Annotated in this window: 25 protein-coding genes and 3 pseudogenes; 17 read left to right on the forward strand and 11 right to left on the reverse strand. The window is 72.9% G+C overall.

Translation table 11 applies throughout. From position 1 onward, the window contains the following. The 5 genes from pgi to AB0L75_RS00595 all read left to right on the forward strand — a co-directional run bounded on the left by pgi (position 1) and on the right by AB0L75_RS00595 (position 5588). Positions 1-1659 carry a glucose-6-phosphate isomerase gene (gene pgi, locus AB0L75_RS00575; protein ID WP_365173412.1) on the forward strand — a complete coding sequence of 553 codons (1659 nt, stop codon included), beginning with the start codon at positions 1-3 and terminating at the stop codon, positions 1657-1659. A 2-nt stretch (positions 1660-1661) separates the two neighbouring features. After that, on the forward strand, positions 1662-2540 hold the full coding sequence (gene gnd, locus AB0L75_RS00580) for a phosphogluconate dehydrogenase (NAD(+)-dependent, decarboxylating) (RefSeq protein WP_365173415.1): 879 nt from the start codon (positions 1662-1664) through the stop codon (positions 2538-2540). A 6-nt stretch (positions 2541-2546) separates the two neighbouring features. Then, positions 2547-3140: a histidine phosphatase family protein gene (locus AB0L75_RS00585; RefSeq protein WP_365173417.1), complete on the forward strand. Its 594-nt coding sequence runs from the start codon at positions 2547-2549 to the stop codon at positions 3138-3140. Between the two features lie 129 nt (positions 3141-3269). Further along, entirely contained in the window at positions 3270-4733 is a 1464-nt protein-coding gene (locus tag AB0L75_RS00590) for a membrane-associated oxidoreductase (protein ID WP_365173420.1), read from the forward strand. Positions 4734-4922: 189 nt separating this feature from the next. After that, on the forward strand, positions 4923-5588 hold the full coding sequence (locus AB0L75_RS00595) for a TetR/AcrR family transcriptional regulator (RefSeq protein ID WP_365173422.1): 666 nt from the start codon (positions 4923-4925) through the stop codon (positions 5586-5588). 137 nt (positions 5589-5725) lie between these two features. On the opposite strand, the gene AB0L75_RS00600 is transcribed toward AB0L75_RS00595, so the two are convergent. Continuing rightward, on the reverse strand, positions 5726-6067 hold the full coding sequence (locus tag AB0L75_RS00600) for a VOC family protein (protein WP_365173425.1): 342 nt from the start codon (positions 6065-6067) through the stop codon (positions 5726-5728). Positions 6068-6250: 183 nt separating this feature from the next. Between AB0L75_RS00600 and AB0L75_RS00605 the strand changes: the two genes are divergently transcribed. Together AB0L75_RS00605 and AB0L75_RS00610 are read left to right on the forward strand one after the other, a co-directional pair. Further along, entirely contained in the window at positions 6251-8959 is a 2709-nt protein-coding gene (locus AB0L75_RS00605; protein ID WP_365174805.1) for a LuxR C-terminal-related transcriptional regulator, read from the forward strand. 155 nt (positions 8960-9114) lie between these two features. Further along, a complete protein-coding gene (locus AB0L75_RS00610; protein WP_365173427.1) occupies positions 9115-9318 on the forward strand; it encodes a hypothetical protein in 204 nt (67 codons plus the stop codon). 9 nt (positions 9319-9327) lie between these two features. Here AB0L75_RS00610 and AB0L75_RS00615 read toward each other — a convergent pair whose 3' ends face one another. After that, entirely contained in the window at positions 9328-9906 is a 579-nt protein-coding gene (locus tag AB0L75_RS00615; RefSeq protein WP_365173429.1) for a potassium channel family protein, read from the reverse strand. Positions 9907-10108: 202 nt separating this feature from the next. Between AB0L75_RS00615 and AB0L75_RS00620 the strand changes: the two genes are divergently transcribed. The 4 genes and pseudogenes from AB0L75_RS00620 to AB0L75_RS00635 all read left to right on the forward strand — a co-directional run bounded on the left by AB0L75_RS00620 (position 10109) and on the right by AB0L75_RS00635 (position 12891). Then, positions 10109-10300: a hypothetical protein gene (locus AB0L75_RS00620; RefSeq protein WP_365173431.1), complete on the forward strand. Its 192-nt coding sequence runs from the start codon at positions 10109-10111 to the stop codon at positions 10298-10300. A 99-nt stretch (positions 10301-10399) separates the two neighbouring features. Continuing rightward, positions 10400-11744, forward strand: a pseudogene (locus AB0L75_RS00625) (hypothetical protein). A gap of 32 nt (positions 11745-11776) precedes the next feature. Continuing rightward, on the forward strand, positions 11777-11899 hold the full coding sequence (locus AB0L75_RS00630) for a hypothetical protein (RefSeq protein WP_365173433.1): 123 nt from the start codon (positions 11777-11779) through the stop codon (positions 11897-11899). A 26-nt stretch (positions 11900-11925) separates the two neighbouring features. Then, positions 11926-12891, forward strand: coding sequence for a CorA family divalent cation transporter (locus tag AB0L75_RS00635; RefSeq protein ID WP_365173436.1), 966 nt, complete (start codon positions 11926-11928; stop codon positions 12889-12891). Positions 12892-12908: 17 nt separating this feature from the next. Here the strand turns inward: AB0L75_RS00635 and AB0L75_RS00640 are convergent, their stop codons facing one another. Beyond that, positions 12909-13505, reverse strand: a complete 597-nt coding sequence (locus AB0L75_RS00640; RefSeq protein ID WP_365173438.1) for a TetR/AcrR family transcriptional regulator — start codon at positions 13503-13505, stop codon at positions 12909-12911. 112 nt (positions 13506-13617) lie between these two features. Here AB0L75_RS00640 and AB0L75_RS00645 point away from each other — a divergent pair. Beyond that, positions 13618-13989 (forward strand): annotated as a pseudogene (locus AB0L75_RS00645) (NAD(P)-dependent oxidoreductase); the annotation flags it as partial. A 13-nt stretch (positions 13990-14002) separates the two neighbouring features. On the opposite strand, the gene AB0L75_RS00650 reads toward AB0L75_RS00645, so the two are convergent. Next, a complete protein-coding gene (locus AB0L75_RS00650) occupies positions 14003-14440 on the reverse strand; it encodes a PPOX class F420-dependent oxidoreductase (RefSeq protein ID WP_365173441.1) in 438 nt (145 codons plus the stop codon). 90 nt (positions 14441-14530) lie between these two features. On the opposite strand from AB0L75_RS00650, the gene AB0L75_RS00655 reads away from it, so the two are divergent. The 3 genes from AB0L75_RS00655 (at position 14531) to AB0L75_RS00665 (ending at position 17875) form a co-directional block, all read left to right on the forward strand. Beyond that, positions 14531-15112: a TetR/AcrR family transcriptional regulator gene (locus AB0L75_RS00655; RefSeq protein ID WP_365173443.1), complete on the forward strand. Its 582-nt coding sequence runs from the start codon at positions 14531-14533 to the stop codon at positions 15110-15112. After that, positions 15109-16587, forward strand: a complete 1479-nt coding sequence (locus AB0L75_RS00660) for an MFS transporter (protein WP_365173446.1) — start codon at positions 15109-15111, stop codon at positions 16585-16587. The genes AB0L75_RS00655 and AB0L75_RS00660 overlap by 4 nt, the downstream gene beginning before the upstream one ends. 64 nt (positions 16588-16651) lie before the next feature. Next, positions 16652-17875: a serine hydrolase domain-containing protein gene (locus AB0L75_RS00665; protein ID WP_365173449.1), complete on the forward strand. Its 1224-nt coding sequence runs from the start codon at positions 16652-16654 to the stop codon at positions 17873-17875. Between the two features lie 60 nt (positions 17876-17935). Here the strand turns inward: AB0L75_RS00665 and ribA are convergent, their stop codons facing one another. Then, entirely contained in the window at positions 17936-18607 is a 672-nt protein-coding gene (gene ribA, locus AB0L75_RS00670; protein WP_365173452.1) for a GTP cyclohydrolase II, read from the reverse strand. A 38-nt stretch (positions 18608-18645) separates the two neighbouring features. Here ribA and AB0L75_RS00675 point away from each other — a divergent pair, with 38 nt between their 5' ends. Then, a complete protein-coding gene (locus tag AB0L75_RS00675) occupies positions 18646-19434 on the forward strand; it encodes a creatininase family protein (protein ID WP_365173454.1) in 789 nt (262 codons plus the stop codon). Positions 19435-19544: 110 nt separating this feature from the next. Here AB0L75_RS00675 and AB0L75_RS00680 read toward each other — a convergent pair. The 5 genes and pseudogenes from AB0L75_RS00680 to AB0L75_RS00700 all read right to left on the reverse strand — a co-directional run. Further along, a pseudogene (locus tag AB0L75_RS00680) lies at positions 19545-20726 on the reverse strand (lysylphosphatidylglycerol synthase transmembrane domain-containing protein); the annotation flags it as partial. Continuing rightward, entirely contained in the window at positions 20723-21901 is a 1179-nt protein-coding gene (locus AB0L75_RS00685) for a class I SAM-dependent methyltransferase (RefSeq protein WP_365173457.1), read from the reverse strand. The pseudogene AB0L75_RS00680 and the gene AB0L75_RS00685, both read right to left, overlap by 4 nt. Then, positions 21898-23133 carry a glycosyltransferase family 4 protein gene (locus AB0L75_RS00690; RefSeq protein ID WP_365173459.1) on the reverse strand — a complete coding sequence of 412 codons (1236 nt, stop codon included), beginning with the start codon at positions 23131-23133 and terminating at the stop codon, positions 21898-21900. Before AB0L75_RS00690 ends, AB0L75_RS00685 begins: the two co-directional genes overlap by 4 nt. Then, positions 23130-23528, reverse strand: coding sequence for a 6-carboxytetrahydropterin synthase (locus AB0L75_RS00695; RefSeq protein WP_365173461.1), 399 nt, complete (start codon positions 23526-23528; stop codon positions 23130-23132). The genes AB0L75_RS00690 and AB0L75_RS00695 overlap by 4 nt, the downstream gene beginning before the upstream one ends. Before the next feature lie 125 nt (positions 23529-23653). Next, positions 23654-24643 (reverse strand): zinc-binding alcohol dehydrogenase, encoded by a 990-nt coding sequence (locus AB0L75_RS00700; protein WP_365173464.1) that lies wholly within the window; start codon positions 24641-24643, stop codon positions 23654-23656. A gap of 106 nt (positions 24644-24749) precedes the next feature. Here AB0L75_RS00700 and AB0L75_RS00705 point away from each other — a divergent pair, with 106 nt between their 5' ends. Beyond that, positions 24750-25514, forward strand: a complete 765-nt coding sequence (locus AB0L75_RS00705; protein WP_365173467.1) for a CDP-alcohol phosphatidyltransferase family protein — start codon at positions 24750-24752, stop codon at positions 25512-25514. 68 nt (positions 25515-25582) lie between these two features. Here the strand turns inward: AB0L75_RS00705 and AB0L75_RS00710 are convergent, their stop codons facing one another. Further along, positions 25583-26278, reverse strand: coding sequence for a YcnI family protein (locus tag AB0L75_RS00710; protein ID WP_365173470.1), 696 nt, complete (start codon positions 26276-26278; stop codon positions 25583-25585). Positions 26279-26291: the final 13 nt, after the last annotated feature.

Consider the following 26291-nt stretch of genomic DNA (forward strand, 5'->3'; position numbering starts at 1 on the left):
ATGGCACAGTCCGAGTTTCCCAAGCTCACCCACCGGCCCGAGTGGGCGGCCCTCGCCGACCACCGCGCCCAGGGGCAGCCGCATCTGCGCGAGCTGTTCGCGGCGGACCCCGGCCGCGCCGAGCGGTACGCCGTACGGGTCGGCGACCTGTACATCGACTACAGCAAGCACCTGATCACCGACGAGACCCTCGCCCTGCTCCAGGAACTCGCCACCGCCACCGGTGTGTTCGCGCTGCGCGACGCCATGTTCCGCGGCGAGAAGATCAACGTCACCGAGCGGCGGGCCGTGCTGCACACCGCGCTGCGCGCCTCGCGGGACGCGGTGATCGAGGTCGACGGCGAGAACGTCGTGCCGAAGGTGCACGCGGTGCTGGACAAGATGGCCGGCTTCGCCGACCGGATCCGCTCCGGTGAGTGGCTCGGCCACAGCGGCAGGCGGATCAGGAACGTCGTCAACATCGGCATCGGCGGTTCCGACCTCGGCCCGGCGATGGCCTACGAGGTGCTGCGCCCGTACACCGCACGGGAGTTGACGTTCCGCTTCGTGTCGAACGTGGACGGCGCCGACCTGCACGAGGCGACCCGGGACCTGGACCCGGCGGAGACCCTGTTCATCGTCGCGTCCAAGACGTTCACCACGATCGAGACGATCACCAACGCGACGTCGGCGCGCTCGTGGCTGCTGAAGGCCTTCGACGGCGACGACAAGGCGGTCGCCAAGCACTTCGTGGCGCTGTCCACGAACGGCGAGAAGGTCACCGACTTCGGCATCGACCCGGACAACATGTTCGAGTTCTGGGACTGGGTCGGCGGCCGGTACTCGTACGACTCCGCGATCGGCCTGTCCCTGATGATCGCCATCGGCCCGGAGCGGTTCCGCGAGATGCTCGACGGCTTCCGGCTGATGGACGAGCACTTCCGCACCGCCCCCGCCGAGGCCAACGCGCCCTTGCTGCTCGGCCTGCTGGGCATCTGGTACGGCAACTTCCACGACGCCCAGTCGCACGCCGTCCTGCCGTACAGCCACTATCTGTCGAAGTTCACCGCCTATCTCCAGCAGCTGGACATGGAGTCCAACGGCAAGTCGGTGCAGCGTGACGGCGAGCGGGTGGAGTGGCAGACCGGGCCGGTCGTGTGGGGCACCCCGGGCACCAACGGGCAGCACGCCTACTACCAGTTGATCCACCAGGGCACCAAGATGATCCCGGCGGACTTCATCGGCTTCGCCTGGCCCGTCGGCGAGCTGAGCGGTGAACTCAAGGCCCAGCACGACCTGTTGATGGCGAACTTCTTCGCCCAGACCCAGGCCCTCGCCTTCGGCAAGACCGCCGAGGAGGTCCGCGCGGAGGGCATCCCCGAGGACCAGGTGACCCACCGCACCTTCCGCGGCGACCACCCCACCACCACCATCCTCAGCCCCGAGCTGACCCCGTCCGTGCTCGGCCAGCTGATCGCCCTCTACGAGCACAAGGTGTTCGTGCAGGGCGCGGTGTGGAACATCGACTCCTTCGACCAGTGGGGCGTGGAGCTGGGCAAGGTCCTGGCCAAGCGCGTCGAACCCGCCCTCACCGAGGGCGCCGACGTCCCCGGTCTCGACCCCTCGTCCAAGGCCCTCGTCGCCGTCTACCGCACTCTCAAGAACGCTCAGGAGAACTGATCATGCAGCTCGGTCTCATCGGTCTCGGCAAGATGGGCGGCAACATGCGCGAGCGGATCCGCCGCGCCGGCCACACCGTCATCGGCTACGACCGCAACCCCGAGGTCTCCGACGTCAAGTCCCTCGCCGAACTGGTCGAGAAGCTGGACGCGCCCCGGCATGTGTGGGTGATGGTCCCGGCCGGGACCGCCACCCAGACCGTCGTGGACGAGCTGGGCGACCTGCTCCAGCCCGGCGACACGGTGATCGACGGCGGCAACTCCCGCTGGACGGACGACGAGAAGCACGCCGCCGCCCTCGCCATCAAGGGCATCGGCTTCGTCGACGCCGGTGTCTCCGGCGGTGTGTGGGGCCTGCAGAACGGCTACGCGCTCATGGTCGGCGGTGACAAGGAGCACGTGGAGCCACTGAAGCCGATCTTCGAGGCGCTCAAGCCGGAGGGCCCGTACGGCTATGTGCACGCGGGCCGGGTCGGCGCCGGGCACTTCTCCAAGATGGTCCACAACGGCATCGAGTACGCCATGATGCAGGCCTACGCCGAGGGCTGGGAGCTGCTGGAGAAGGTCCACTCGGTGGAGAACGTCCGCGAGGTGTTCCGCTCCTGGCAGGAGGGCACGGTCATCCGCTCCTGGCTCCTCGACCTCGCCGTCAACGCGCTGGACGAGGACGAGCACCTGGAGAAGCTGCGCGGCTACGCGGAGGACTCCGGCGAGGGCCGCTGGACGGTCGAGGCGGCCATCGACAACGCGGTGCCGCTGCCCGCGATCACCGCGTCGCTGTTCGCGCGGTTCGCCTCGCGCCAGGACGACTCCCCGCAGATGAAGATGATCGCCGCGCTGCGCAACCAGTTCGGCGGCCACGCGGTCGAGAAGAAGGACTGACCTGCCGTGGGGGACCTTCTGCTGGTCCGCCACGGTGAGACGGAGTGGAGCCGGTCGGGACAGCACACCAGCTGGACCGACCTGCCCCTGACCGAGCACGGCGAGGAACAGGCCAAGTCCCTCGCCCCGCTCCTCACCGACCGGACCTACGCCCTCGCGCTGGCCAGCCCGCTGGGCCGCGCGATACGCACCGCCGAGCTGGCGGGCCTGACCGGCATCGTGCCCGACCCCGATCTGCACGAGTGGGACTACGGCGGCTACGAGGGCATCACCACCGTCGACATCCACCGGACGCGCCCCGGCTGGGACCTGTGGACCGACGGCGTGCCGCCCGGCCCCGAGGGGCACCCGGGCGAGTCACCGGAGGAGACCGGCGCCCGCGCCGACCGGGTCCTGGCCCGCGTCGACACGGCACTCACCGTGGACGCCGGGGACGTCGTCCTCGTCGCCCACGCGCACTTCCTGCGCGTGCTCACCGCCCGCCGCCTGGGCCTGCCGCCCGCCGAGGGCCGGCTGTTCCAGCTGGCCACGGGGACGGTCAGCCGGCTGTCCACCGAACACGGGCGCCCCGTGATCGCGGAGTGGAACAGACGGCCCTGATCCCGTGGCCCCGGCCACGGCAGGTGACGCCTGCGGGCCCGCTCGACCCCTCGGTGGAGCGGGCCCCTCGACGTGGTCGGCCCGGGCCGCGGTTGACACGTCCGAGGGGACACGTCAGCCTTTCGGCTGATGGATCTTGATGAACTGACGCCGGCCGAGCGACGGGTGTGGCAGGCGTTTCCGCGGGGCGAGCGTGTCGACTTCGGCACGGCAGCGGACGAGGACGTGGCCGAGGGCGGCTCGTGGGGGCCGGAACGCACCGTCCGGGCCACGGTGTTGCGGGCACTGCTGCTCCACGCGCCGCAGGAGGCCGGGGAGATAGCCGCGCTGAAGCTGGCGGGGGCCAAGATCACCGGAGCGCTGGACCTGAGGTATGCGACGGTCGACCACATCACTCGGCTGAGCACCTGTCACTTCGACGAGGTCCCGGACCTCTCCGGAGCCCGGCTGCGCCACCTCAATCTGGGCGGCTCCGCGCTGCCCGGCCTGCGGTCGGCGCATGTCCGCATCGAGGGCGCACTCCGCCTGACCGGCTGCCGGTTCGGCGGACCGCTACAGCTCACCGGCGCGCAGATCACCGGTCAGCTGTTCCTGGATCGGGCGCAGCTCACCTCACCGGACGAGCAAAAGCCGGTGCTCCGGCTCGACCAGGCCGTCCTCGGCGACGACGTGTCGGCCGCCGGGCTGCGCGCCCACGGCCAGGTGCGGCTCGACCGGGCCTCCGTCGTCGGGACGATCGACCTGGACGACGCGTTCCTCTCCGACCCCCGCGGCACGGCTCTCACCGCGCAGACGCTCACCGTGGGAGCCGATCTGCGTGCGATGCGGCTCGTCGCGCACGGCCTGGTCGATCTGCGCGGGGCGCGCATACCCGGTCAGCTCAACCTCGCCCACGCGCAACTCTCCCACCCGGGCGGCAGGGCGCTGCGCGCCAGCAGCGCGGTGATCGGCGAACTCTGGCTGCGCGAGGCCGAACCCGTCGTGGGCTCCGTCAATCTGCGCCGCGCCCAGGTCGACCTGCTGCACATCGCGCCGGAGACCTGGCCGGACCGCGTCCAGCTCGACGGCCTGACGTACACCACCCTCGCCCCGCACCAGCCGGCCGAGCGCCGGCTGCCGGCGGTGCTGCGGGACACCGACGGCTATGTCCCCCACGCCTACGAGCAGTTGGCCGCCGCCTACCGCCGTATCGGCGACGACCACGCCGCCCGCCTCGTCCAGCTCGCCCGGCAGCGCCGGCACCGCGCGACCCTCCCCTCGTACGCCCGCCTCTGGGGCTACGTCCAGGACGGCACGGTCGGCTACGGCTTCCGTCCGCTGCGTGCGGCCGTCTGGCTGCTGTCCCTGCTGGCCATCGGCTCGGCCGTGTACGCCCTGCACCCGCCCCGCGCCCTCAAGCCGTCCGAGGCGCCGCACTTCAACCCGGTCTTCTACACCCTCGACCTGCTCCTCCCGGTGATCTCCTTCGGCCAGGAGGACGCCTTCGCGCCCGACGGCTGGTACCAGGGCCTGTCCTACGCGCTGATCATCACCGGCTGGATCCTGGCCACGACGGTCGTCACCGGCGTGACCAGGACCGTCAGCCGGCAGTGAGGTGCGGGGCGGCCAGGCACCGCCCCTCTGCCGTCGGCAACCGGTCGAATGTACGAACCAGTACGTTAGCCATATCAGCCGCGCGCAGTGTGAGAAAGACCCGGGCCGTACAGGAGGCTCCTGCTTCTACAATCACCGGCACGCGCACGAGCGCGCCGACCAGGCGCCTCCACGGCCCGAAGGACAGCGATGACCAGCGTCGAAGAACCGGTACGACCCGGGGGACGGGTGCGCGACGCCGCCCGCACCAGGGCCGAGATCCTCGACGTGGCCACGCAGGAGTTCGCGCGGGCCGGCTACGACGGCGCGCGGGTGGACGAGATAGCGGCCCGCACCCGCACCACCAAGCGGATGATCTACTACTACTTCGGCGGCAAGGAGCAGCTGTTCACGGCCGTGCTGGAGCGGGCGTACGGGGTGATCCGCGAGGCCGAGCGGCAGCTGGACGTCGAGCATCTGGACCCGGTGGCCGCGATCCGGCGGCTGGCCGAGCTGACCTTCGACCACCATGAGCAGCACCCGGACTTCATCCGCCTGGTCAGCATCGAGAACATCCACGACGCCGAGCACATCGCGGCCTCCCAGAAGCTCGGGAAGATCGGCTCGCCCGCCCTGGAGGTGATCCGCCGGATCCTCGCCGCGGGGCGGGAGTCGGGGCTGTTCACGGCCGATGTGGACGCCGTCGACCTGCACGCGGTGATCAGCTCGTTCTGCTTCTTCCGGGTCGCCAATCGGCACACGTTCGGCGCCCTGTTCGGCCGGGACCTGGTGAATCCCGCCCAGCGGGAGCACTACCGGACGATGCTCGGCGACATGGTGATCGCCTATCTGACGGCGGAGCGAACGCCCGGCTGACGTCGGCCGGCACGCGGGCTCGCACGAACTATCCAGTAGGTTCATTAGCTGCTCGGGGAGCGGACCGGGAGGCAGGCGCAACGGGCGGAGCGGGGCACGGCCTGAGGCCGGTGCCGTACCGGGCGCACGCCGTGCCGCTACGGTCTGGGGTGGCGTGGCTCGTACAGGGCGAGTTCGCCGCCGCCCGGCAGCCGCAGGGCGGTCACCCGGCCCCAGCGGGCCTCCTCCACCGGCCGGGTGAACTCCACTCCGCGCTCGGCGAGTTGCTGCCGTGTCGCGTCGAGGTCGTCGCACATCAGCATGAATTCGTGCGCGGGCTCGCCGTCGGTGGGGTGACAGGCCACCTCGGCGGGCGGCGTCTTGAAGATGAGCCATCCGCGGCCCGCGTCGACGTAGTTCCAGCAGAGGGTGCCGCGCAGAAAGGCCCGGTCGGCCTCCGGGTCCCGGCTGTAGAGCACCACATGTGCACCGTTGATCACGCGCGGAGGCTAGTGCGGCGGGCGGGGCCGGACAAGCACCGGCCCCGCGTCAGGGCCCTTCCGTCCTTCCCGGGGACCACCCGGGGACCATCGGCCCCTGGTGCGGGTGACCGGGCGGGCGCACGCTGGCGGCGAGAAGGAGCGTCGCGGGCGACCCCACGATCATGAGCGGTGGTGAGCACCATGGCCGGACCGGGCGAGAACGGACCGGCGCCACCCGCACCCCATGCCGATCCCCGAGGGGATCCGTTCCTCCGGACGCAGTTCGCCGTACCGACGCGTCCCGCGACGTTCCTGCGGCGCGACCGGCTGGTGGGACACCTCGACGATGCCCGTCCGACCCCGTTGACCGTGGTCCAGGGAGCCGCGGGAGCGGGCAAGACGCTGCTGGTCGCCGACTGGGCCTCGGCGCGGGAGGGGCCCGTCGCCTGGCTCACCGCGCAGGCCGCGGACAAGGGGTGCGGAACCTTCTGGGCGTACCTCCTGCAGGCCCTGCGCCTGGCCGGCGTGCCGGTGGACACCGCTGTCGGCTTCCCCACCGAACCCGGCCGGGTGCACGACGGGCTGCTCACGCGGCTCGCCGCCGAACTGAGCGCCCGGAACACACCGCTGATCGTGGTCATCGACGAGTACGACCGGGCGAGTGACCCCGAGATCGCGGACCAGCTGGAATTCGTCCTCCACCAGGCGGGACACGGCATGCGCCTGGTCCTCGTCACACGCACCGAACCGCTGCTCCCGCTGCACCGCTACCGGGCGGCCGGCACCGTCACGGAGATCAGGAACGCCGAGCTGGCCTTCACCTGCGACGAGGCGGCTGATCTGCTGGCACTGCACGGGCTGCGCCTCCCGGCCGCCGACGTGGACGCGCTGGTGGAGCGCACCCGGGGCTGGGCGGCCGGGCTGCGGCTGTGCGCCCTCGCCGCGCGGGGAGAGCCCGATCCGGGCACATATCTGAAGGAGTTCGAGGCGGACCGCACCACAATCGCCGACTTCCTGCTGGCCGAGGTGCTCAAGCGGCAGCGGGCCGAGACGCAGGACCTGCTGCTGCGGACCAGCATCCTCGAACGTTTCTGCCCGGATCTTGCCAACGCGCTCACCGGGCGCGCCGACGCCGAACTCATCCTCACCGGTCTGCACCGCGAGAACGCTTTCGTCGAGTACCTCGGGCACGCCTGGTTCCGTCTGCATCCGCTGTTCGGGGAGATCCTCCGCGCCCATCTGCGGGCGCGCTCTCCCGGGCTGGAGTCCGAACTCCACCGCCGCGCGGCACACTGGCTGCGGCGCTCGGGTCCGCTCGGCGAAACGCTCGGCCACGCGGCGGCGGCGTACGACTGGGAGACGGCCGCAGGTGCCCTCGTCGGCGATCTCGCCATCGGGGAGATCTTCACCGGCCTGCACGTCGACGATCTGTCCGAGCTGTTCTCCCGCATGGGGTCCGAGCCCACCAGCCCCGCCACGGACCTGGTCCGTGCGGCCCGCGAACTGTCCCGTTGCGACATCGAGCGCGGCCTCTGCCGCCTGCACCGGGCCGAACAGGCCCTGGCACCGCCGAACGGATCATCCGGCGACGAGGGCGTAGAGGGCGACGAGCCGGCCTACCTGGCAGCCGCCCGGCTGAGCTGTGCCTTCCTGGAAGTGCTGGCAGCGCGCCTGACCGGGGCGCCGGGACGAGCGGAGACGGCGGCGCGGGCCGCCGAGAAGCTGCGGCGCGAAGTGCCCGGCAGGCTGCTGGAAGCGCACCCCGAGCTGATCGCGCTCCTGCTCACCCATCTCGGCGCGGCACGCCTGTGGGCCGGCCGTATCCGGGACGCGCGAGCGGCCCTGACCACGGTGGTCGACTCCGGCCGGTCAGCGGCGACGGCACAGGCGCATCAGGAGTGCCTCGGCCAGCTGGCGCTGATCGACTATCTGAAGGGCTGGCCGGACAAGGCGGAGCGCCGGGCGTTGGCCTCGGTCACCGCGGCGGACCGCGGCAGCCCGCCCCCGGCGTCCGGGCCGGGTCTGGCCTCACTGGTCCTGGCCGCGGTGGCCGTCGACCGCGACGAGCTGGACCGGGCCCAGGCGCTTCTCGACGCCGCGGCGGAGGCGCGGCACCTGCCGCTGGACCCGGTGGCGCGGGCCGGGGAATCCATCGTCGCCGGGCGGCTGTTCCTGGCCCGCGGCGACACACAGGCCGCTCTCGAAGCGGCCGACCGGGCCGTCGTAGCCGATGTGCCGTCTCCCTGGGCCGAAGCGCACACGGCGTCCGTGGCCGCCGCCGCTCACCTCGCCGAGGGCCGGCCGGAGCTGGCCGTCAAGCTGCTGGAAGCGGAGGCCGACGGCGAGCCGGTGTGCCTCGTGGGAGCCGCGCTGGCCGAGCTGGCCGCGGGCAGGCCCGGCGCCGCTGCCGGCCTGCTCGACAGGGTGCGGTCCGGGGGCGACGTCGGACCGGCCGTCACGGTACGGGCCGCACTGGTCAGGGCCCAGGTGGCAGGCGCGGCCGGAGACTTCGCCACCCAGCGCGGGCTGGTCGCCCAGGCCCTGCGGGAAGCCCGGCGCGGGCGGCTGCGACGCCCCTTCGTGGACGCGGGACCGTGGCTGCGGCCGTTGCTGCGCACCGTGCCGTTGCGCGCACTGGCCGAGGGCTGGCTCACCCCGGGCCCGCCGACGGCCGGCGGCCCGACGCGGGCCGGGGAGCAGCCGCCGCTGCCGGTGGTGGAGGAGCTGAGCGGACGCGAACGCGACGTCCTGCGCCGCCTCGCGCAGATGATGTCGACGCAGGAGATCGCCGCCGACATGTATGTGTCGGTCAACACGGTCAAGACCCATCTCAAGAGCGCCTACCGGAAACTGGCCGTGAACCGGCGTCACGACGCGGTGCACCGCGCGCGCGACCTGGGGCTTCTCTGACGCGACCGGCGGCTCCCGCGAAGCGGGCCGGGCGCGGCGGCGGTATCACCTCCCTGGGGTGAGGCCGCGCGGTGGACCGAGGGCGCAGGATCGCACGGACAGGAAACGGACAGGAACGGGCACACCCCTTCGGGAGACGTGGGGAAGAGCGGCTCATGCGCTACGAGATTCGCGTCGACGGACAGATGACCGAGCCGCTGGTCAAGGCGTTCCCCGAGCTGGACCATGTGCTGCTGGCCGACCAGACCATCCTGTTCGGAGCGGTCGTCGACGAGGCGCAGCTGTACGGGCTGCTGGCCCGCTGCCGGTCATTGGGGCTGAGGGTGCTCGAGATACGCCAGACTCCGTCCGCCGGATGACCAGGAGCCTCACTGCGGCGTCTGCCGTCCCTGGCGTCGAAGCCCGGCACGGACCGCGGCCGCGAGCACCCGTGCCGCCACACCCACGATCAGCAGACTGCAGACCATCTGGCACATCACCACCACCCTGCCGGTCTCGGAGAGCGCGGTGATGTCGCCGAAGCCGACGGTGGTGAACGTGGAGAGGGTGAAGTACAGGGCGTCCGTTCTGGTCAGGTGCTTGCTGAAGGAGCCGGGCACGTCGTGTTCGAGCAGGTAGTAGCCGCTCGCGAAGAGGACCAGATACAGGGTGACCGTGGCGGCCAGGGCCTCGACCGCCTTCAGCCGGGGCGAGGGCGAGTGCATGATGAGCCACAGCTCCCAGCCGAAGAACAGACTCACCGCCAGCAGGCCACCGACGAGGATCAGCGCGGTGACGGCGTCACCGTGCCAGTCCAGCGGCAGCAGGTAGTACGCGGCGACGAGACCGACCGCGATGCCGACCGACCGGGCGACGGACACGGCCGCGGCCCCGGGCCCCGGCCGGCGGGGAGGGACAGCCCCCTGCGGCGAGGTCCGCCGTTTCCCGGCACCCGCTGGATCGGTCATCGTGTGCCTCCTCGTCCGCTCCGCCGCGGGCCGGTCGCCGGCCCTCCGTGACCCACCTCATCGCCCCGGCCCCCGCTACGGATCACCCGCCAGGGGTGACGCCCGGGGCGGCCGGCCGGCGGGACGCTGGCCCGGTGAGGTCCCCGCACACGGCCCCGCCGGCCGTCCCGGAGCGGATCTGCTGATCACGTGAGGAGGAGCCATGACCGAGTCCCGTGGTCACGAGCCGTACGCCGGATCGGAGCAGGTTCCCGGCGGGGCCTCCCTCACCGGAGCCGTCGACCCGGCGGACGCGCCGGCGAGGCTCGGCCGTTCCCGGACCTGCCCCACCGCGGCTTCCTGGCCGGCGTCGCGGTGGCCTCACGAGCCGGTACGCCCGGACGTCGACGTCTGACCACTCCGCCAGGCCGTTCGCGGACCTCCCGGACGGGATCCCTCCGCGGTCTCCGTCCCCGCCACCGCCGCCGACGGCACTCCCGACCAAGGAGGCGCCATGGCTTCCGGCACCGCCTCCGGACCGTCCGGTCCGGGCTCGCCCGGGCAGGGCGGTCATGTCCTGAGCGACGAGGAACACGCGGAGTATCTGCGGCTCCGGCGTGCCTCGCGGCTGCGCCACCGGCGCCTGCGCCGGCTGGGCGCCTCGGTGCTCCTGGTGCTGACGCTCGTGCTCGCTCCGCTGGCCGTCGTCGCGGTCTGGGTCCATGACACCGTCGCCGACACCGACTGGTATGTGCAGACCGTGACACCGCTCGCCTCGGAACCGGCCGTCCAGAACGCCCTCGTGAACAGGCTGACCGATCGTGTGGTGTCCCAGGTCGACGTCCAGGCGGTGACGGCCGCGGTCACCAAGCTGCTCGCGGACAACGGCGCACCGCCACGCGTGGTCGACGCGTCCGGGGCACTGACCGGTCCCCTGCGCTCCGCCCTGCAGACCGTCGTGCACCGGACCATCGACCGCGTGGTGACCAGCGACGTCTTCCAGCAGGCATGGGTGACGGGCAACCGGCGGGCGCAGTCCGCGGTGGTGGGGATGCTCACCGGAGAGGGGCAGGGAGCGCTCAAGGCCCAGGGCGACACCGTCCAGCTCGACCTCGGAGTGGTCATCGACCAGGTGCAGAAGCGCCTGGTCGACGCCGGCTTCAAGCAGGCCTCCGCCATCCCGCAGGTCGACCGCTCGATCACCCTGTTCCGCACCGACAAACTCCACAAGGCCCAGAACGCGATGCGGCTGCTCGACATCCTCGGCACCTGGATGCCCGTACTGACCCTCGCCGCGGCCGCCGCGGCCGTGGGCCGCTCCGGGACACCGGGTGATGCTGATGATCACCTCCCTCGGCATCGGCGCCATGATGATCGTGCTGCTCGTGGCCCTGGTCGTCGTACGGCGTGTCTACCTGGACTCGGTCCCCCCGGCCACGCTGCCGCCCGACGCCGCGGCGGTGATCTTCGATACCTTCGTACGTTTCCTGCGCAACAGCGTCCGTACGCTGCTCGTCGTCTCCGTGATCACGGCACTGGCGGCCTACCTGTACGGGCCGAGCCGAGTTGCCCGGGCCGTGCGCTCCGGGGCGCAGAAGGGCGCCACCGCGGCGGGGCGGGGACTGAGCCGTGCCGGTGTGCACACCGGGCACCTCGGACAGTGGCTGGCCGCCCATCGGCCGTGGACCACCGGCGTCACCATAGGGGCCGGTGCGCTGGCGCTCGTCCTGTGGAACCACCCCACGGCGGGCGCGGTGGCACTCGTTCTGCTTCTGGTCGTGGCCGTGCTCGCCGCCACGGCGGCCCTGGCCGCCGCGACGGGGCCGGCCGCCGGCCCAGCGGATCCGTCGCTGCCGTGACGGCCGTTCACCCGCCGAACGGAGGACGAGACATGAGTGCGCAGTACTACCTCGCGTACGACTATCCGGCGCTGAGTGTCTTCTGGTCCAGGCTGGCGGCCAGGGGCGGCGCACCGTCGCAGAGCCGGCCCGCGGGGGCACGGGATGAGCGGTGAGGGTGATGATCGTAACGATGGTGTCGATGCCGGAGGGGGCCACGACGCGTGTCTCCGTGTCGGAGGCACGCCAGCGGCTCGCCATGGACCGTTTCCTGCTCCTCGATGTCGAGTTGCCGGAGGAGGAGGGCCCGAAGGAGGGCCCGGCGGACGAGCCGCCGGCCCGCCGGCTCGGGCTGGACGCCGAGGAACTGGCCTGGTTCGGCAGACCGGGCGAGTCCGCACGGGCCGAATTCCTGGGCGACATCGCCGGCTTCGTCATACCGGTGGTCCATGGCGTGCGAATCGCCCATGTGCACGCCCTGGCCAGTGAGCGCTTCCTGGTCATCGCTCACCGGGGCCGGGCCGTCCTGGCGGCGGACATCACGACGCACCTGCGGCAGGAGAAGCCCCATGACGCCGTGGCCACGCTGTTCCTTCTGCTCCAGGAGACGCTGGCGACCTTTCGCCGTGCCGCGGTGGACGCGCTGCTGGAGGTGGAGGGGCTGGAGGACGACATGTTCGAGGGGCGGCGGCCCGAGCAGATCTACCGGCTGTCCCAGCTGCGCCGCCGTTCCGCCCTCCTGCACCACTCGTTGCTGCCCTATCTCCAGGTGGTCGAGGAGATCATCACGCGCAGGATGATGAGCCGTGACTTCCCGGTGGAACGGCAGCGGCTCGCCCAGGAGTTCCAGCGTGCGGCGCGGCTGGTCCTCGCGGACATCGAGTCCCTCCAGGATGCCACCCGGCGGGCCTTCGCCAGCTACGCGTCCCTGGTCGCGGGCGAGCAGAACGGCGTGATCAACCGGTTGGCCATCGTGTCGGTGATCTTCCTGCCGCTGTCGTTCCTGACCGGCTTCTTCGGCATGAACTTCGCCTTCATGACCGATGAGCTGGAGAGCAGGGCGGTCTTCTGGCTGCTCGGCGTGGGACTTCAGGTGGCTGTTCTGTTCGTCGCCTTCTACGTGCTGTACCGCACCCGTATCTGGCGGAGACTGCGGGACGAGGACTAGAGGACCGGTTGCCGGGCTCAGGGGGCCGGGGCCGCCGCCGCGTCGAGGAGCGGGGACAGTTCCCGTACGGCCGTGGTCAGGGGGCCTACGTCGTGTTCGGCGCGGGCCATCAGGATCGCGCCCTCCAGGGTGCTGATCATCAGCGTGGCCAGCGATGCGGCACGGGCCGCGGGGACGCCCATGGAGGTCAGGGCCTCGGCGAGCGGGGTCCGCCAGGCGGTGAACGCGGCGGCCGCGGCCGCACGGGTGGAGCCGCCGGCGGAGGCGCACTCGGCGGTGGCGGCGGCGACCGGGCAGCCCGCCTGGAAGCCGTCCGCCGTGTACTCGTCGGTCCACTGCGCGACCATCGCCGTGAAAAGACCGCTCGGCGTCGGCCGCTCCAGCCCCGCGAGGAAACGCGTGATCCGCTTGCCCGCATACCGTCCGGCCCAGTCGACCGCCTCGTTGACCAGCTGCTCCTTCCCGCCCGGGAAGTAGTGCTGCAGCGAGCCGCGCGGTGCGCCGGCGTGTGCCGCGACCTCCCGCATGCCGGTCGCGGCGACACCGTCGCGCCGGATCAGCTGGGCCGCGCTGAAGACCATCCGCTCCCGCGGGCCCCGTCGGATCTCGCCCATCCCGGCCTCCGTTCCTCGCCGTGCCCACTCTATGACTGACGTCATAACGACGGCGGCCACAAACATGTGAACGTCGGTTTCATCGGTCTCGGAGTGATGGGCCGGCCCATGGCTCTTGATGCTCGCCGACGAATCCGCGGTCGACGCCATCCTCGGTCGCGGCACACCCGCCGTCGCCGCACGCGTCGCGGGACGCACCGTCGTCCACACGGACCTCTTCCTGATCACCCTGGTGACCGGGCTGACCGAGGCGTTCCCCTTCGCCGAGCGGCAGGGCCTGGACCGGCGGCTGTTCCTGGACGTCCTGGACGCGGGCCCCATGGCCGGCGGTGTCTCCCGGATGAAGGCGCCGAAGCCGCGTGAGCGGGACTTCTCGGTGCAGGCGGCCGCGCTGGACGTGCTGAAGACGGTGGCGCAGGGGTACGGCGGCGAGGACATGGTCGCTGTACTGCGCGCGATCGAGGCGCGCGCCGCCGGGCTGTAGGAGAGCCCGCGGGTCAGCGCTTCGGGACGCCGTAGACCCGGTCGACATGCAGCCGGACCACCAGGCGGCGGTCGCGGACCATCGCCGCCCGGTAGTCGTCCCAGTCCGGGTGTTCGCCGAGGACGTCCCTGTAGAGGCGGATCAGTTCCTCGACGGTGTCGTCGTGCGGGTCCCGGGCGACGGGTGACAGTCCGGCCGTTCCCTCGGCGACGGCGTACGCCCAGCGGTCGGCGCTGGTGACGTGGTACGAGGCGCGGGGGTCGCGGCGCAGGTTGCGGGTCTTGGCGCGGTCGTCGGTGACGGAGATCCGGATGATCCGCTCGTCGGGGTAGTAGGCGTGGCTGACGTTGGACAGCTGGGGGCGGCCGTCGCGCTTGAGGGTGACCAGTACGCCGCCGTGGCCCGCCGCGAGCAGTTCGAGCAGGACGTCCTGGGTGGTGTCGTGAGTCATACCACGGTCAACTCGCGGGAGCGGGCCCCGCATTCCCTTCGCACAGGCATGCGGTAGACGGTGTCTACCGACCAGTGGTAGACAGTGTCTATGACTGAGTCCGACATCGGGTTGCGGGAGCGTCTGGTCGACGTGGGCGTGGAGCTGCTGGCCGCCGAGGGGCTGCAGGCGCTGACCCTGCGGGAGATCGCCCGGCGCGCCGGGGTCTCGCACGGGGCGCCGCGCCGCTACTTCCCCACCCATCTGGAACTGCTGTCGGCCATCGCCCGGCGCGGCTTCGCCGGCCTGGCCGAGCGGAGCCGGACGGCGCTCGCACAGGCGCCGGCCGGCCCCCGGGCGCGGGTGGCGGCGCTGGCGCGGACGTATCTGGAGTTCGCGCTGGACAACCCCGGCATGTATGAGCTGATGTTCCGTCACGATCTGCTGGAGAGCGGGCATCTGGGGCTGCGGGAGACGAGCCTTCCCCTGTTCGGCGTGCTGGCGGGGCTGGTCGGGGAGGCCCGGCCGGGGGCCGACGCGCGGCGGGTGGCGGGCGCCCTGTGGGCCAATCTGCACGGCCTCGCCCAGCTGGGCCGCTGGCGCAGCCTCCAACTCGCCGTCGAAGACGACGACTTGGCGGCGATCCTCGATGTGGCACTGGAGGCGCACCTCGGCGCGGAGGGCGGCCGGTGAACCGGCGGTGGACACTGGCGAGCAGCGTGGCGGGCGCGGTGGTCGTCGCGCTGGACGGTACGGTCCTCACCGTCGCGCAGCCGCGTCTGCAGCGGCAGTTGGGCGCATCGCTCGCGGAGGTGCAGTGGACCAGTACGGCGTATCTCGTCGCGGTGGCGAGCCTGCTGGTGTTCGCGGGGCGGCTCGGTGACCGGTACGGGCAGCAGCGGGTGTTCGCACTCGGCATGCTGGGGTTCGGGGCGGCGTCGGCGGCGATCGGTGTCGCGCCCGGCGTCGGCTGGGTCATCGGACTGCGGGCGCTGCAGGGGGTGTTCGGGGCGCTGTTGCAGCCCGCCACGCTGGGCATGCTGCGGGCCGCGTTCCCGCCGGACCGGCTGGCCACGCCTCTCGCCGTGCGGACCGCCGCGATCGGGCTGGCGGCGGCCGCGGGTCCGCTGCTGGGCGGGGCGCTGGTGACGGCCCTGGGCTGGCGGGCGGTGTTCTTCGTCAACGTACTGCCCGCGCTCGTCTTCGGCCTGCCGGCCCTGCCGGGCGTTCCGCCGCCACTGCCGCGACGGGCCCCCGTTCGTCCGCGGCGCCGTCCTGACCGGCCGAACCGCAGCGGACTTCGCCCACCCTGCTCAAGGCCGCAGCAGACCCCCGCCGGTTCCCGGACTCCGCTGGACCTGCCGGGTGCCGTACTGCTCGCGGTGACCCTGTCCTGCCTGGTGTACTCGCTGAGCGCGCGGCCGGTCTCCGCGGCGGGGCTCGCCGTCGCCGCGGTCGCCGCCGCCGTCCTCGTACGGCACGAGCGGCGTACGGCGAGCCCGCTGCTGTCGCCCGCCGTCCTCGGCTCGCGGGCGATCGGTGCGGCGCTCGGCGTCCTGGTCGTCGTCTCGGCGGCCCTGTTCGGCACCCTCTTCGTGGCCACCTACGTCCTCCAACGCCGCCTGGGGCTCGACCCGTTGCACAGCGCGCTGCGCAGTCTGCCCCTGGCGGTGCTGATGGTGGCGTCCGCCGCGCTGTGCCCGGCACTGCTGCGCCGCCTCGGCGCGCGCGGTACGACGACGGCGGCGACGGCGCTGCTCGCGCTCGGTGTCCTCGTGCTGTCCGGGGCCACGTCCGCACCGGCGTTCGGCTGCGCGTGCGCGCTGCTGGGCGCGGGGTTCGGAACGGTGATGGTGGCGGCCACCCAGGTCGTCGTACGACGGGCGGAGGTGGCGGTGGCCGGAGTGGCGGGCGGGCTGCAGCAGACGGCGATGAACGTCGGCCCGGCGGTGGGCGTGGCCACGGCGAGCGCGCTGATGAGCGCCGGGACCGAAACCGCGCTGCTCACGCTGGCCGCCGTAGCGGCGCTCGCCGTACCCCTGGCCCGTGCGCTGCCCCGGACCGACGGCGCCGAAGCGGCCGACGGCGCCGATACGGCCGACCGCGTCGCGTCGATCACACCCGGCGCTGATCAGCGGGTGCGCGGTGGTGCTGCTGCGGGACGATGAGGACCGGGTGCGTTCCCGGCGGGCGGTCGGGGACGTATCGCGGACGAGCGACCGGAGGAGAGCGATGGCACAGCTGCGGCAGGAAGTCGGGCCGGGCGAGGCGGGGTTGGACGGCAAGGCGCTGGACCGCCTGGACCGGTGGGTCGCCGGCCTCGTCGACCAGGGCCGGCTGCCGGGCTCTCTCCTGGCCCTGTCCCGCGACGGCCGGATCGCCCATCTCACCACGTACGGCCTGCGCGATGCGGCGGCGGGGCTGCCGGTCGAGACGGACACCCTGTGGCGGATCTACTCGATGACCAAGCCGGTGACCGCGGTCGCCGTGCTGCTGCTGGTGGAGGAGGGCAGGCTGTCCCTGGACGACCCGCTCGACCGCCACCTGCCGCACTTCGCCGATCCCGTGGTGTACGAGGGCGGTTCGGGCGCGGACCTGCGCACCCGCCCGGCCGCCGGCCCGATCCTGATCCGGCATCTGCTCACCCACACCGCGGGCCTGACGTTCGGTTTCTACCACCGGCACCCGGTCGACGCGCTCTACCGCGCCTCCGGCCTGGAGTACTCGGTCCCGCCGGGCGCCGATCTGGCCGAGACGGTCGAGGTGTACGCGCGGATGCCGCTGCAGTTCGAACCGGGCACACAGTGGAACTACTCGGTCGCCTCGAACGTGCTGGGCCGGGTGATCGAGGTGGTGTCGGGGCGGCCGCTGGACGCGTTCTTCGCCGAGCGGATCCTCGGGCCGCTCGGCATGACCGACACCGGTTTCCACATCGAGCCCGAACAGACGGACAGGCTGGCCGAGTTGTACGGGGAGACCGACGACGGCGGGATCGCGCCGGTGCCGGGGCTGCCGGTGCACGGCCGGCCGCGGTTCCTGTCCGGCAGCGGCGGCCTGGTCTCCTGCGCTTACGACTTCCATCGGTTCATGGAGATGCTGCGCCGGGGCGGTGAACTGGACGGCGTCCGGCTGCTGTCCGCGGACACGGTCGCGCTGATGACCCGCAACCAGCTGCCCGGCGACGCGGGCCTGCGGTCCTTCGGCGCCCCCGTCCACCAGGAGCCCGCCAACGACGGGCTCGGCTTCGGCTTCAACGTGTCGGTGGTGACCGACCCGTCCCGTACCCTCGCCCCCGCCGGCCCGGGCACGTACGGCTGGACCGGCGCGGCCACGACCGCGTTCTGGGTCGATCCGGCCCGCGCGCTGACCGTCCAGTTCATGACGCAGGTACGCCCGAGGACACTGAAGGTCTTCCCGCAGCTGCGGCGGCTGGTGCACGAGGCACTGACGGACTGACCGACCGGGCGCCCACCGCCCGTGGGGGAGGCGGCGGACGCCGCGCCGGTCACCGTCGCCTCAGGAGCCGTGGGCGACGGCATCCAGATGAGGCAGGATGTGGTCCATCCGCTCCCGCTTGGTGCGCAGATAGGTGATGTTGCTCTCGCACGGCTCGATCAGCAGCGGCACCTGCTCGGCGACCTGGATCCCGTGCCGTACCAGCGCCTCACGCTTGCGCGGGTTGTTGGACATCAGGCGCACCGAGCGGACCCCGAGGTCGCGCAGGATCTCGGCGGCGACGCCGTAGTCCCGGGCGTCCACGGGCAGGCCGAGCGCGAGGTTCGCCTCCACCGTGTCCAGGCCCTCCGCCTGCAGGGCCATCGCGCGCAGCTTGGCGAGCAGCCCGATGCCGCGGCCCTCGTGGCCCCTCAAGTAGACGACGATTCCGCTGCCTTCGGCGACGACGGCGCGCAGCGCCGACGCCAGCTGGTCGCCGCACTCGCAGTGCCGGGAGCCGAACGCGTCCCCGGTCAGGCACTCCGAGTGCAGCCGGGTCAGCACGCTCTCGGTGCCGATCTCGCCGTACACCAGGGCCACTTGCTCGTCCCCGCGGTCGTGGTCCAGGTAACCGATCGCCTGGAATTTTCCGTACACGGTGGGCAGCGGTGCATTCACCACTCGTTCCGCGCCCGAACGCCGCGGGGACTTCTTACCGAGTACGCCGAGGTTGACGCCGGTGTTTTCTGTCATGATCTGATTCCTAAGCAGAGACGAAAGGCCGTGGAACGATGAGTGGTTCGGGCGCGCGTGCAGCGGCATGCGGGGGAACGAACAGCGTGGCGTACGGCGTGGTGCCGACGGACACCACGAAGGACGTGACGGCGCGGGGGGCGGGTGTGTCAGCACAGGTCGCCGTCCTTCCCGTCGGCAGTTTCGAGCAGCACGGTCCCTTCCTGCCGCTGGCGACGGACACGCTCGTCGCCTGTGCCGTGGCGCGGGAGATCGCCGCCGCGTACCCGGTGCACCTCCTTCCTCCGGTGACGGTCTCCTGCTCGCACGAGCACGCGCACTGGCCGGGGACCGTCAGCATCTCCGCCGTGACCCTCCATGCGGTGGTCTCGGACATCGCGGCGTCGCTGCGCCGCTCGGGCGTCGACGCGCTCGTCGTGGTCAACGGGCACGGCGGCAACTACGTTCTGGGCAACGTCGTCCAGGAGGCCTCCGCGCGCGGTGAGCGGATGGCGCTGTTCCCGGCCGCCGAGGACTGGGAGGCGGCGCGCGAGCGCGCGGGGGTCGTCACCTCGCTGCTCACCGACATGCACGCGGGGGAAATCGAGACCTCGATTCTGTTGCACGCTCATCCCGAATTCGTCCGCCCTGGTCACGAGTCCGCCGATTTCATCGCTGACGACCGTCGTCATCTGCTCACCGTGGGAATGTCCGCCTATACCGAATCGGGGGTCATCGGCCGTCCTTCCCTGGGGTCGGCGGAAAAGGGGAAGGAACTGCTGGCGAGCCTGGCGGAATCCTTCGAGTCGTATTTCGCGTTGCTCACCTCCGCGCGGGAAGGCCGGTAGTCCTCTGCGGGAGGGCCGGTCTCGGCGGCCGGGGCGGGGTCCGCCGTGCCGGCCCCGCCCCGCACACCGGCGTACCAGCGCACAGCGAGGACGACGGCACCGGGCAGGCTCGCCACGAAGCTGAGCACGCCGTACACGACGGCGACGGCGACACCGGTGCTCGCGCCGAGCCCCGCGGCGCCGAACGCCCAGGCGGTCACGCCCTCGCGGGGTCCGAAGCCGCCGACGTTCAGCGGCAGCCCCATGGCGACCAGGGCGAGGACGGCGAGCGGGACCAGCACCGCCACCGGGGCGGCCGACCCGGCGACCCGGGCGGCCACGACGAACATCGCCAGGTGCCCGGCCAGGACGACGGCGGAGGAAACGGCGATGCCCGGTCCGCCGCGGCGGGACAGCAGCCCCTGGCGTGCCTCGCCGAGCGCGGCGCCGAGGGCCCCGGCTCGGCGGGAGGGCGCGCGGTTCATGCGGACGGCGAGGCCGACGGCGAGGGCGCCGGCCAGGGCGAGCGCCACCGGTGCGGCGAAGTCGCGGGCCTCGGCGCGCACCGGGGAGGGCAGCGTCGGCAGCACCGCCGCGGCGAACACGGCCAGCGCGATCTGCCCGGCGACCCGTTCCAGGACCACGGCCTGCACGCCGCGCCGCAGGTCACCGGCGCTCTGTCCGTGCCGCACCGCGCGATGCACATCGCCCAGGATCCCGCCGGGCAGCGCCGCGTTCAGGAACAGCGCGCGGTAGTAGTCGGCGACGGCGGGACCGAACGGCAGCCGGATGCGCAGTCCGCGGGCCACCAACTGCCAGCGCCAGGCGCTGAACACGGTGGTGACCACGCCGATGGCCAGCGCCGCCAGCACCGTCGCGGTGTCGATCCGGCGCAGCCCGTCGAGCAGCACCCCGGTGCCGAGCTGCCACAGCAGAGCGCCCAGGATGACCACGCCGGCGAAGGTGCCGAAGTGCGTACGCAGCGCGCGGAGTCCGGGACGCCGGTGGACGGGGGGCGGTACGGCCTCGGGCGCGGTCTCTCCTGCGGGCCCCGGTGCGCTGTCCCGTGCGGCCGCTGGTGCGGCGGCCGCGGGCTGCGGCTCTGCCGGCCCGGTGCCGGAGTCGTGCGCCGCGCGCCCCGGGTTCACGCCCGGCACACGCGTGTGGACCGTGCCGGCGCCGTACACGCAGGCGCCCGCCGGGCCGGTGTCGGGTACGCGCGCGTGCGTGGTGCCCGTGGGCGTCACGCGCGCGTGCGGGCCCGCTGCGGTGACCCGGTGCTCGTGGTCCGTCGCGGCCGACCGTGCGGTCATGACGCTCCGTCCGTCGGCCGGGGCACGGCCAGCAGGTCGCTGTGGTGGACCACGACCCGCAATTCGCCGGCCGCACAGGCGGCGAGCCGGTCCCGCAGATAGCGTTCGGCGCCGTCGCGCAGCTCGGGCCTCTGCTCCACGGCCGCGCCCACCCAGCCGCGCAGCCATTGCTCGGTCAGCGCCATCTGCTGCGGGCCGAGCCGCCACGGGCTGGGCTGCACCCGTACGGCGGCCCCGCGCTCGCCGAACGCCTCGCGGGCCACGGTGACCGCGTCCGGGCCGAGCAGCCCGGCACGCCGCTGATGCGCGTTGAACGCCTCGGCGATCTCCGCGTCCAGCGGGTCGGCCGGGGTGAGTTCGACGCGTCCGACGACGGACAGTGTGAGCAGGGCGGGGCAACCGGCCCCGGCGCAGGCGTCGGCGAGGGTGTCGACCTGCTCGCGGGTGAGGACGTCGAGCAGCGCGGAGGCGGTGACCAGCGCGGCGCCGGCCAGGGCGTCCGGGGTCAGCCGGGCCACGTCGCCGCGCCGTGTCTCGACGGTGACGCCGCTGCCGTCGGCGGCGGAGCGGGGGGAGGCCACGGCGGCGAAGTGCAGCAGGTAGGGGTCGCGGTCGTGCAGGACCCAGTGCTGGGGTCCGTCCAGGCGGGGCGCGAGCCAGCGGCCCATCGAGCCGGTGCCGCAGCCCAGGTCGTGCACGGCGAGTCCGCCGGTGCGCTCCGGCAGGTCCGCCAGCCGGATCCGCAGCGGTTCCAGCAGGTCCTGGGCCCGGGCGTCCGCGTCGGCCGCTTCCCGCAGGCGCAGCCATTCGGGCGCGTACCGGGGTGGCTCCTCGGGTTCGTCGCCGCGCAGCCGCAGCGTGGCCCGCTCCCCGGGACGCCCGACGGGCCCGGCCCCGGCGACGACGGCGGAGCCGGCAGCGTGTGCTCCGCCGGCGGAGTCGCGGGCACGGTCCGTCGCCGCGGCGGCCTCGTCGCCGCGCTCCCCCGCACAGGCCCCCTCCCCCCGCGTCATGGCGTCCGGCGTACGAGCCGCACCGCGGCCGGCCTCGCGCACCGGCTCCACCTCGTCCTCGGTCCCGCGCACCGGCTCCACATCCTTCGGCCCGGGCTGTCCCGGGATCGACACCATGCCGTTCCTCGCCGCGCCGTTCGTCGTGGTCTCCGGCGTGGTCATGCCGCCCTCCTCGGGGCTTCGGGGAGTCGGGCGAGGACTCCGGCCAGGCTGCGGGCGGTGGCGGCCCAGCCGTCGAGCGCGGCGCGGCGGCCGCGGGCCGCGGCCTTGAGCCGGCGGCGTACGTCGGGTTCGCCGAACCAGCCGCGCAGTTCGGCGGCGAGCGCGCCGGGATCCTCCGGCGGGACGAGGATGCCGGGCACCCCGCCGTCGGGGGCGCGGCCGACCGCCTCCGGCACTCCGCCCACGTCGGTGGCGAGGACCGGGATGCCGCGGGCCAGTGCCTCGGTGACCGCCATGCCGTAGGTCTCGGCGTAGGAGGTGAGGACCATCAGGTCGGCGGCGGCGTACGTGGCGTCGAGGTCCGCCCCGGCGCGCGGGCCGGTCAGGTGCAGCCGGTCGGCGAGGCCGTACCGGTTGATGAGGGTGCGCAACCGGCCGACGTAGGCGGGGTCGTGGCTAAGGCCGCCGACCAGCTCGCAGGTCCACGGCAGGTCCCGGACCGCCGCGAGCGCCTCCACGAGCCGGTGCTGGCCCTTGCGCGGGGTCACGGCGGCCACGCACAGCAGCCGGGAGACGCCGTCGGTGCCGGGCGCGAGCGGCGCGATGTCGGCGCCGGGCGCGGCGACATGCACCCGTTCGGGGGCGAGGCCGTGGTGGGAGACGAGCCGGCGCACCGCCCAGTCGCTGGTCGCGACGACGGCGGGCACGGCGCGCAGCACGGCGCGTTCGCGGGCGTCGAGGTCGCCGGCGACGGCCGGGGCGAGGCCGGTCTCGTCGCCGAGCGGCAGATGGACGAGCACGGCCAGGCGCAGCCGGTCGGCGTGCGGGGTGAGGAGTTCCGGCACCCCGCAGGCGACGAGCCCGTCCAGCAGGACGACCGCGTCGTCCGGCAGGTCGCTCAGGGTGCGGACGAAGCGGTCGCGGGCGGCCCGGTCGGGGCACGGCCAGGTGCCGGGCGCCGCGTGCCGGGTGACGTCCCAGCCGAAGCCGGGCAGGTCCAGGCAGACCCGGCGGTCGTAGGCGTTGCCGCCGCTGGGCGCGGCCGGGTCGTCGACGCCGCCCGGCAGGACGAAGTGCACGGTGCGCAGGGACATGGGGGTGATTCCGGCCTTCTCGACGGCGGTGGCCTTCTCGACGGCGGTGGCCTGCGCGACGGCGGTGGCCTGCGCGACGGCGGTGGGCTGCGCCGGCACATACGCCAGGCGCGCCCGCCGCGTGGTCGCCCCGGTCACAGGCCACGCTCGTAACTCGCCCAGGCGATGTGCGATTCGTGCAGGGTGACCGTGATGCCCGCTAGGCCCTTGGCGCCCTCGCCCAGCGCGCCCTTGTGGATGCGTTCGGCAAGCCGGTCGGCGATGACCTTGGCGAGGAACTCGGTGGAGGTGTTGATGCCCGCGAACTCGGGTTCGTCGTCGAGGTTGCGATAGTTCAGCTCGGCGGTGATGACCCGCAGTTCCTGCGTGGCCAGGCCGATGTCGACCACGATGTTGTCCTCGTCCAGCTGCTCGCGGCGGAAGGTGGCGTCCACCAGGAACGTGGCGCCGTGCAGTCGCTGCGCGGGCCCGAACACCTCGCCGCGGAAGCTGTGGGCGATCATGATGTGATCGCGGACGGTGATGCTGAACAACGGACGACCCTCCAGGTACGACGCGTCTGGTCCCCCTGTTCCTTACCCGTGTTCCTTACCCGGCGGGGGATGCCGTGTAGTACGGCTCTTCGCTTCCCCGCGTTCAGCGCTCTCTCACTCTTTTCTCAGGTCAGGCCCGTCTCGGCGTACCGGATCCGGTGGCACAGCGCGGGGATCTCGCCCGAGGCGAGCTGCGGCATGACGTCCGGGAGTTGCTCGAAAGCGCTCTCTCCGGTGATGAGCGCGTCCAGTGCCGGGTCGGCGAGCAGGTCGAGGGCGAGCGCCATCCGGTCGGCGTAGTCGCGGCCGGCGCGGGCGGCCGGGGAGACGGTGCCGACCTGGCTGCTGCGCAGGGTGAGCCGGCGGGAGTGGAAGGCCTCGCCGAGCGGCAGGGCGACGCGCCGGTCGCCGTACCAGCTCAGTTCCACGACGGTGCCCTCGGGGGCGAGCAGCCGCAGGGCGCCGGTGAGGCCGGCCTCGGTGGCGCTGGCGTGCACGACCAGGTCGCAGTCGCCGAGCGCGGCGTCGGGTGTGGCGAAGTCCACGCCGAGCGCCTCGGCGGTCTTCGCGCGGGCCGGGTCGGCGTCGACGAGCTGGAGGCGGACGCCGGGGAAGCGGGCGAGCAGGGCGGCCACCGAGCAGCCGACCATGCCGCCGCCGACCACCGCGATCCGGTCGCCGATCAGCGGCGCGGCGTCCCACAGGGCGTTCACGGCGGTCTCCACGGTCCCGGCGAGCACGGCCCGTGCGGCGGGCACCCGCTCGGGCACGACCGTCACGGCACTCACCGGAACGACGTAACGGCTCTGATGCGGATACAGGCAGAAAACGGTTCGCCCGATCAGCTCAGCCGGGCCCTCCTCCACCGTGCCGACGCTGAGGTAGCCGTACTTCACCGGGCCCGGGAAGCCGCCCTCCTGGAACGGCGCCCGCATCACGGCGTGTTGGCTCTCCGGGACCCCGCCGCGGAAGACGAGCGTCTCCGTGCCGCGGCTCACCCCGGAGTACAGCGCGCGCACCAGGACCTCACCCTCGGCGGGCTCCGTGAGGGTGACATCGCGCAGTTCGCCGTGACCGGGTGAGCGCAGCCAGAACGCGCGGGCCGAGCGGTTCATCGGCATCCTCCTGAACAGTAGGCAAGTTGTTCACGTACCGAGAAGTGCACAGGCCGCGCACAGTACGCGGCGTGATCGACTCTGTCACTCGGCCGGAGGGTGTGCGGTGGCCCTGAACAACACGTATGACGCGAGGCCCCAGCAGGAGACCGCTGTGGGAGCGGGCCTACAGGTCCTGCTGCTCGCGTTGCTCGGCACGGCGATAGGCATGGGGCCGGCCGGCTGGCTGACGGGGCTCGCGTTCGCGTTCGCCACCTGGGCGGTGCTGGCGCGCGCCCTGCACCGCTCCTGCCTGCGCTCCTTCGGCCCGGCGAACCGGGTCACGCTCGGCCGCGCGACCCTGGTGGGCGGGGTGACCGCGCTGGTCGCGGACTCCTTCGAGAGCGCACCGCCGGTGACTTTGCTGGTCGGCCTGACCGCGGTCGCGCTGCTGCTGGACGGCGTCGACGGCAAGGTGGCCCGCCGCACCGGTACGTCGACCGCGCTCGGCGCCCGCTTCGACATGGAGGTCGACGCGTTTCTGATCCTGGTGCTGAGCGTGTACGTGGCCATGCAGCTCGGCCCGTGGGTGCTGCTGATCGGCGGGATGCGCTACGCCTTCGTCGCCGCGGCCCGCCTGGCCCCCTGGCTGAACGCCCCGCTGCCGCCGTCGTTCGCCCGCAAGACCGTCGCCGCGGTCCAGGGCGTCGCGCTGCTCCTGGCGGGCGCCGAGCTTCTCCCCCACCTGGCCGATCTGGCGGTCGTGCTGCTGGCCCTGGGCTCGCTGCTGTGGTCCTTCGGACGGGACGTGCGGTGGCTGTGGCGTACCTCGCGGATATCCGTGCAGGCGCCGCCGGCTGGGGCGGAGCTGCTGGAGCTGGCGGTGCGCTGAGGCCGACGCGGCATGCGAGAGGGCCCGGACCGGGTTGCCGGTCCGGGCCCTGCGCTCGCCGCCGGGAGTTACGAGCGTGCGCCCCGGCCTCGTACGATCGCGAACGCGGCGGCCGCGAGGCCGAGGACACCGGTGACCAGCCCGGCGATGCCGAGCCCACGGGCCGTGGAGTCGCTCGTGCCGGCGGACTCGGCCCTGGCGGGCGCGGGCGCCGCACTCGCGTCACCGGCCGTCAGCTTCAGCACCGGGGCCGGGTTCTCCGGCTCGTCGCCGCCGGTCGGCCCCTCGATCCAGCGCGCGACCTTGCCGTCGGAGTAGGTCTGCAGGGTCTTGAAGACCAACTGGCCGGTGTCGTCGGGCAGTTGACCGAAGGCGACGTCGAAGTCCTCGTACTGCCCGGCGCCGATCTTCCCGCCGGTGAAGGTGATCTCGGAGGCCGCCTCCGTGATGGTGCCGTCGTCGGTCTTGACCGGTGTCTTCAGCTTGGTGGTGGTGACCTTGGCCGTCCAGCCGTCCTGCGGATGGACGAGCACGCCGAGGACGGGGTGGTCGGTGGGCAGGAAGACCTGCACCTTGGTGGTGGAGGCGCTGTCCTCCTCGTTGGGCACGCGGAAGGTCAGCACGCCGTCGGTGGCTCCCTTGGCGTAGCTCTCGGGGTGCACGGTGACATGCGCGGAGGCGGCACCGGCGGCGAGCAGGACGGCGACGGCGGCGACGGCGGCGACGGTGACGGCGCGGCGCGCGGTGGGATGTGATGCGGACATGAGTGAGTCGATC

Source organism: Streptomyces sp. NPDC052101 (assembly GCF_040680235.1).
Lineage (GTDB): Bacteria > Actinomycetota > Actinomycetes > Streptomycetales > Streptomycetaceae > Streptomyces.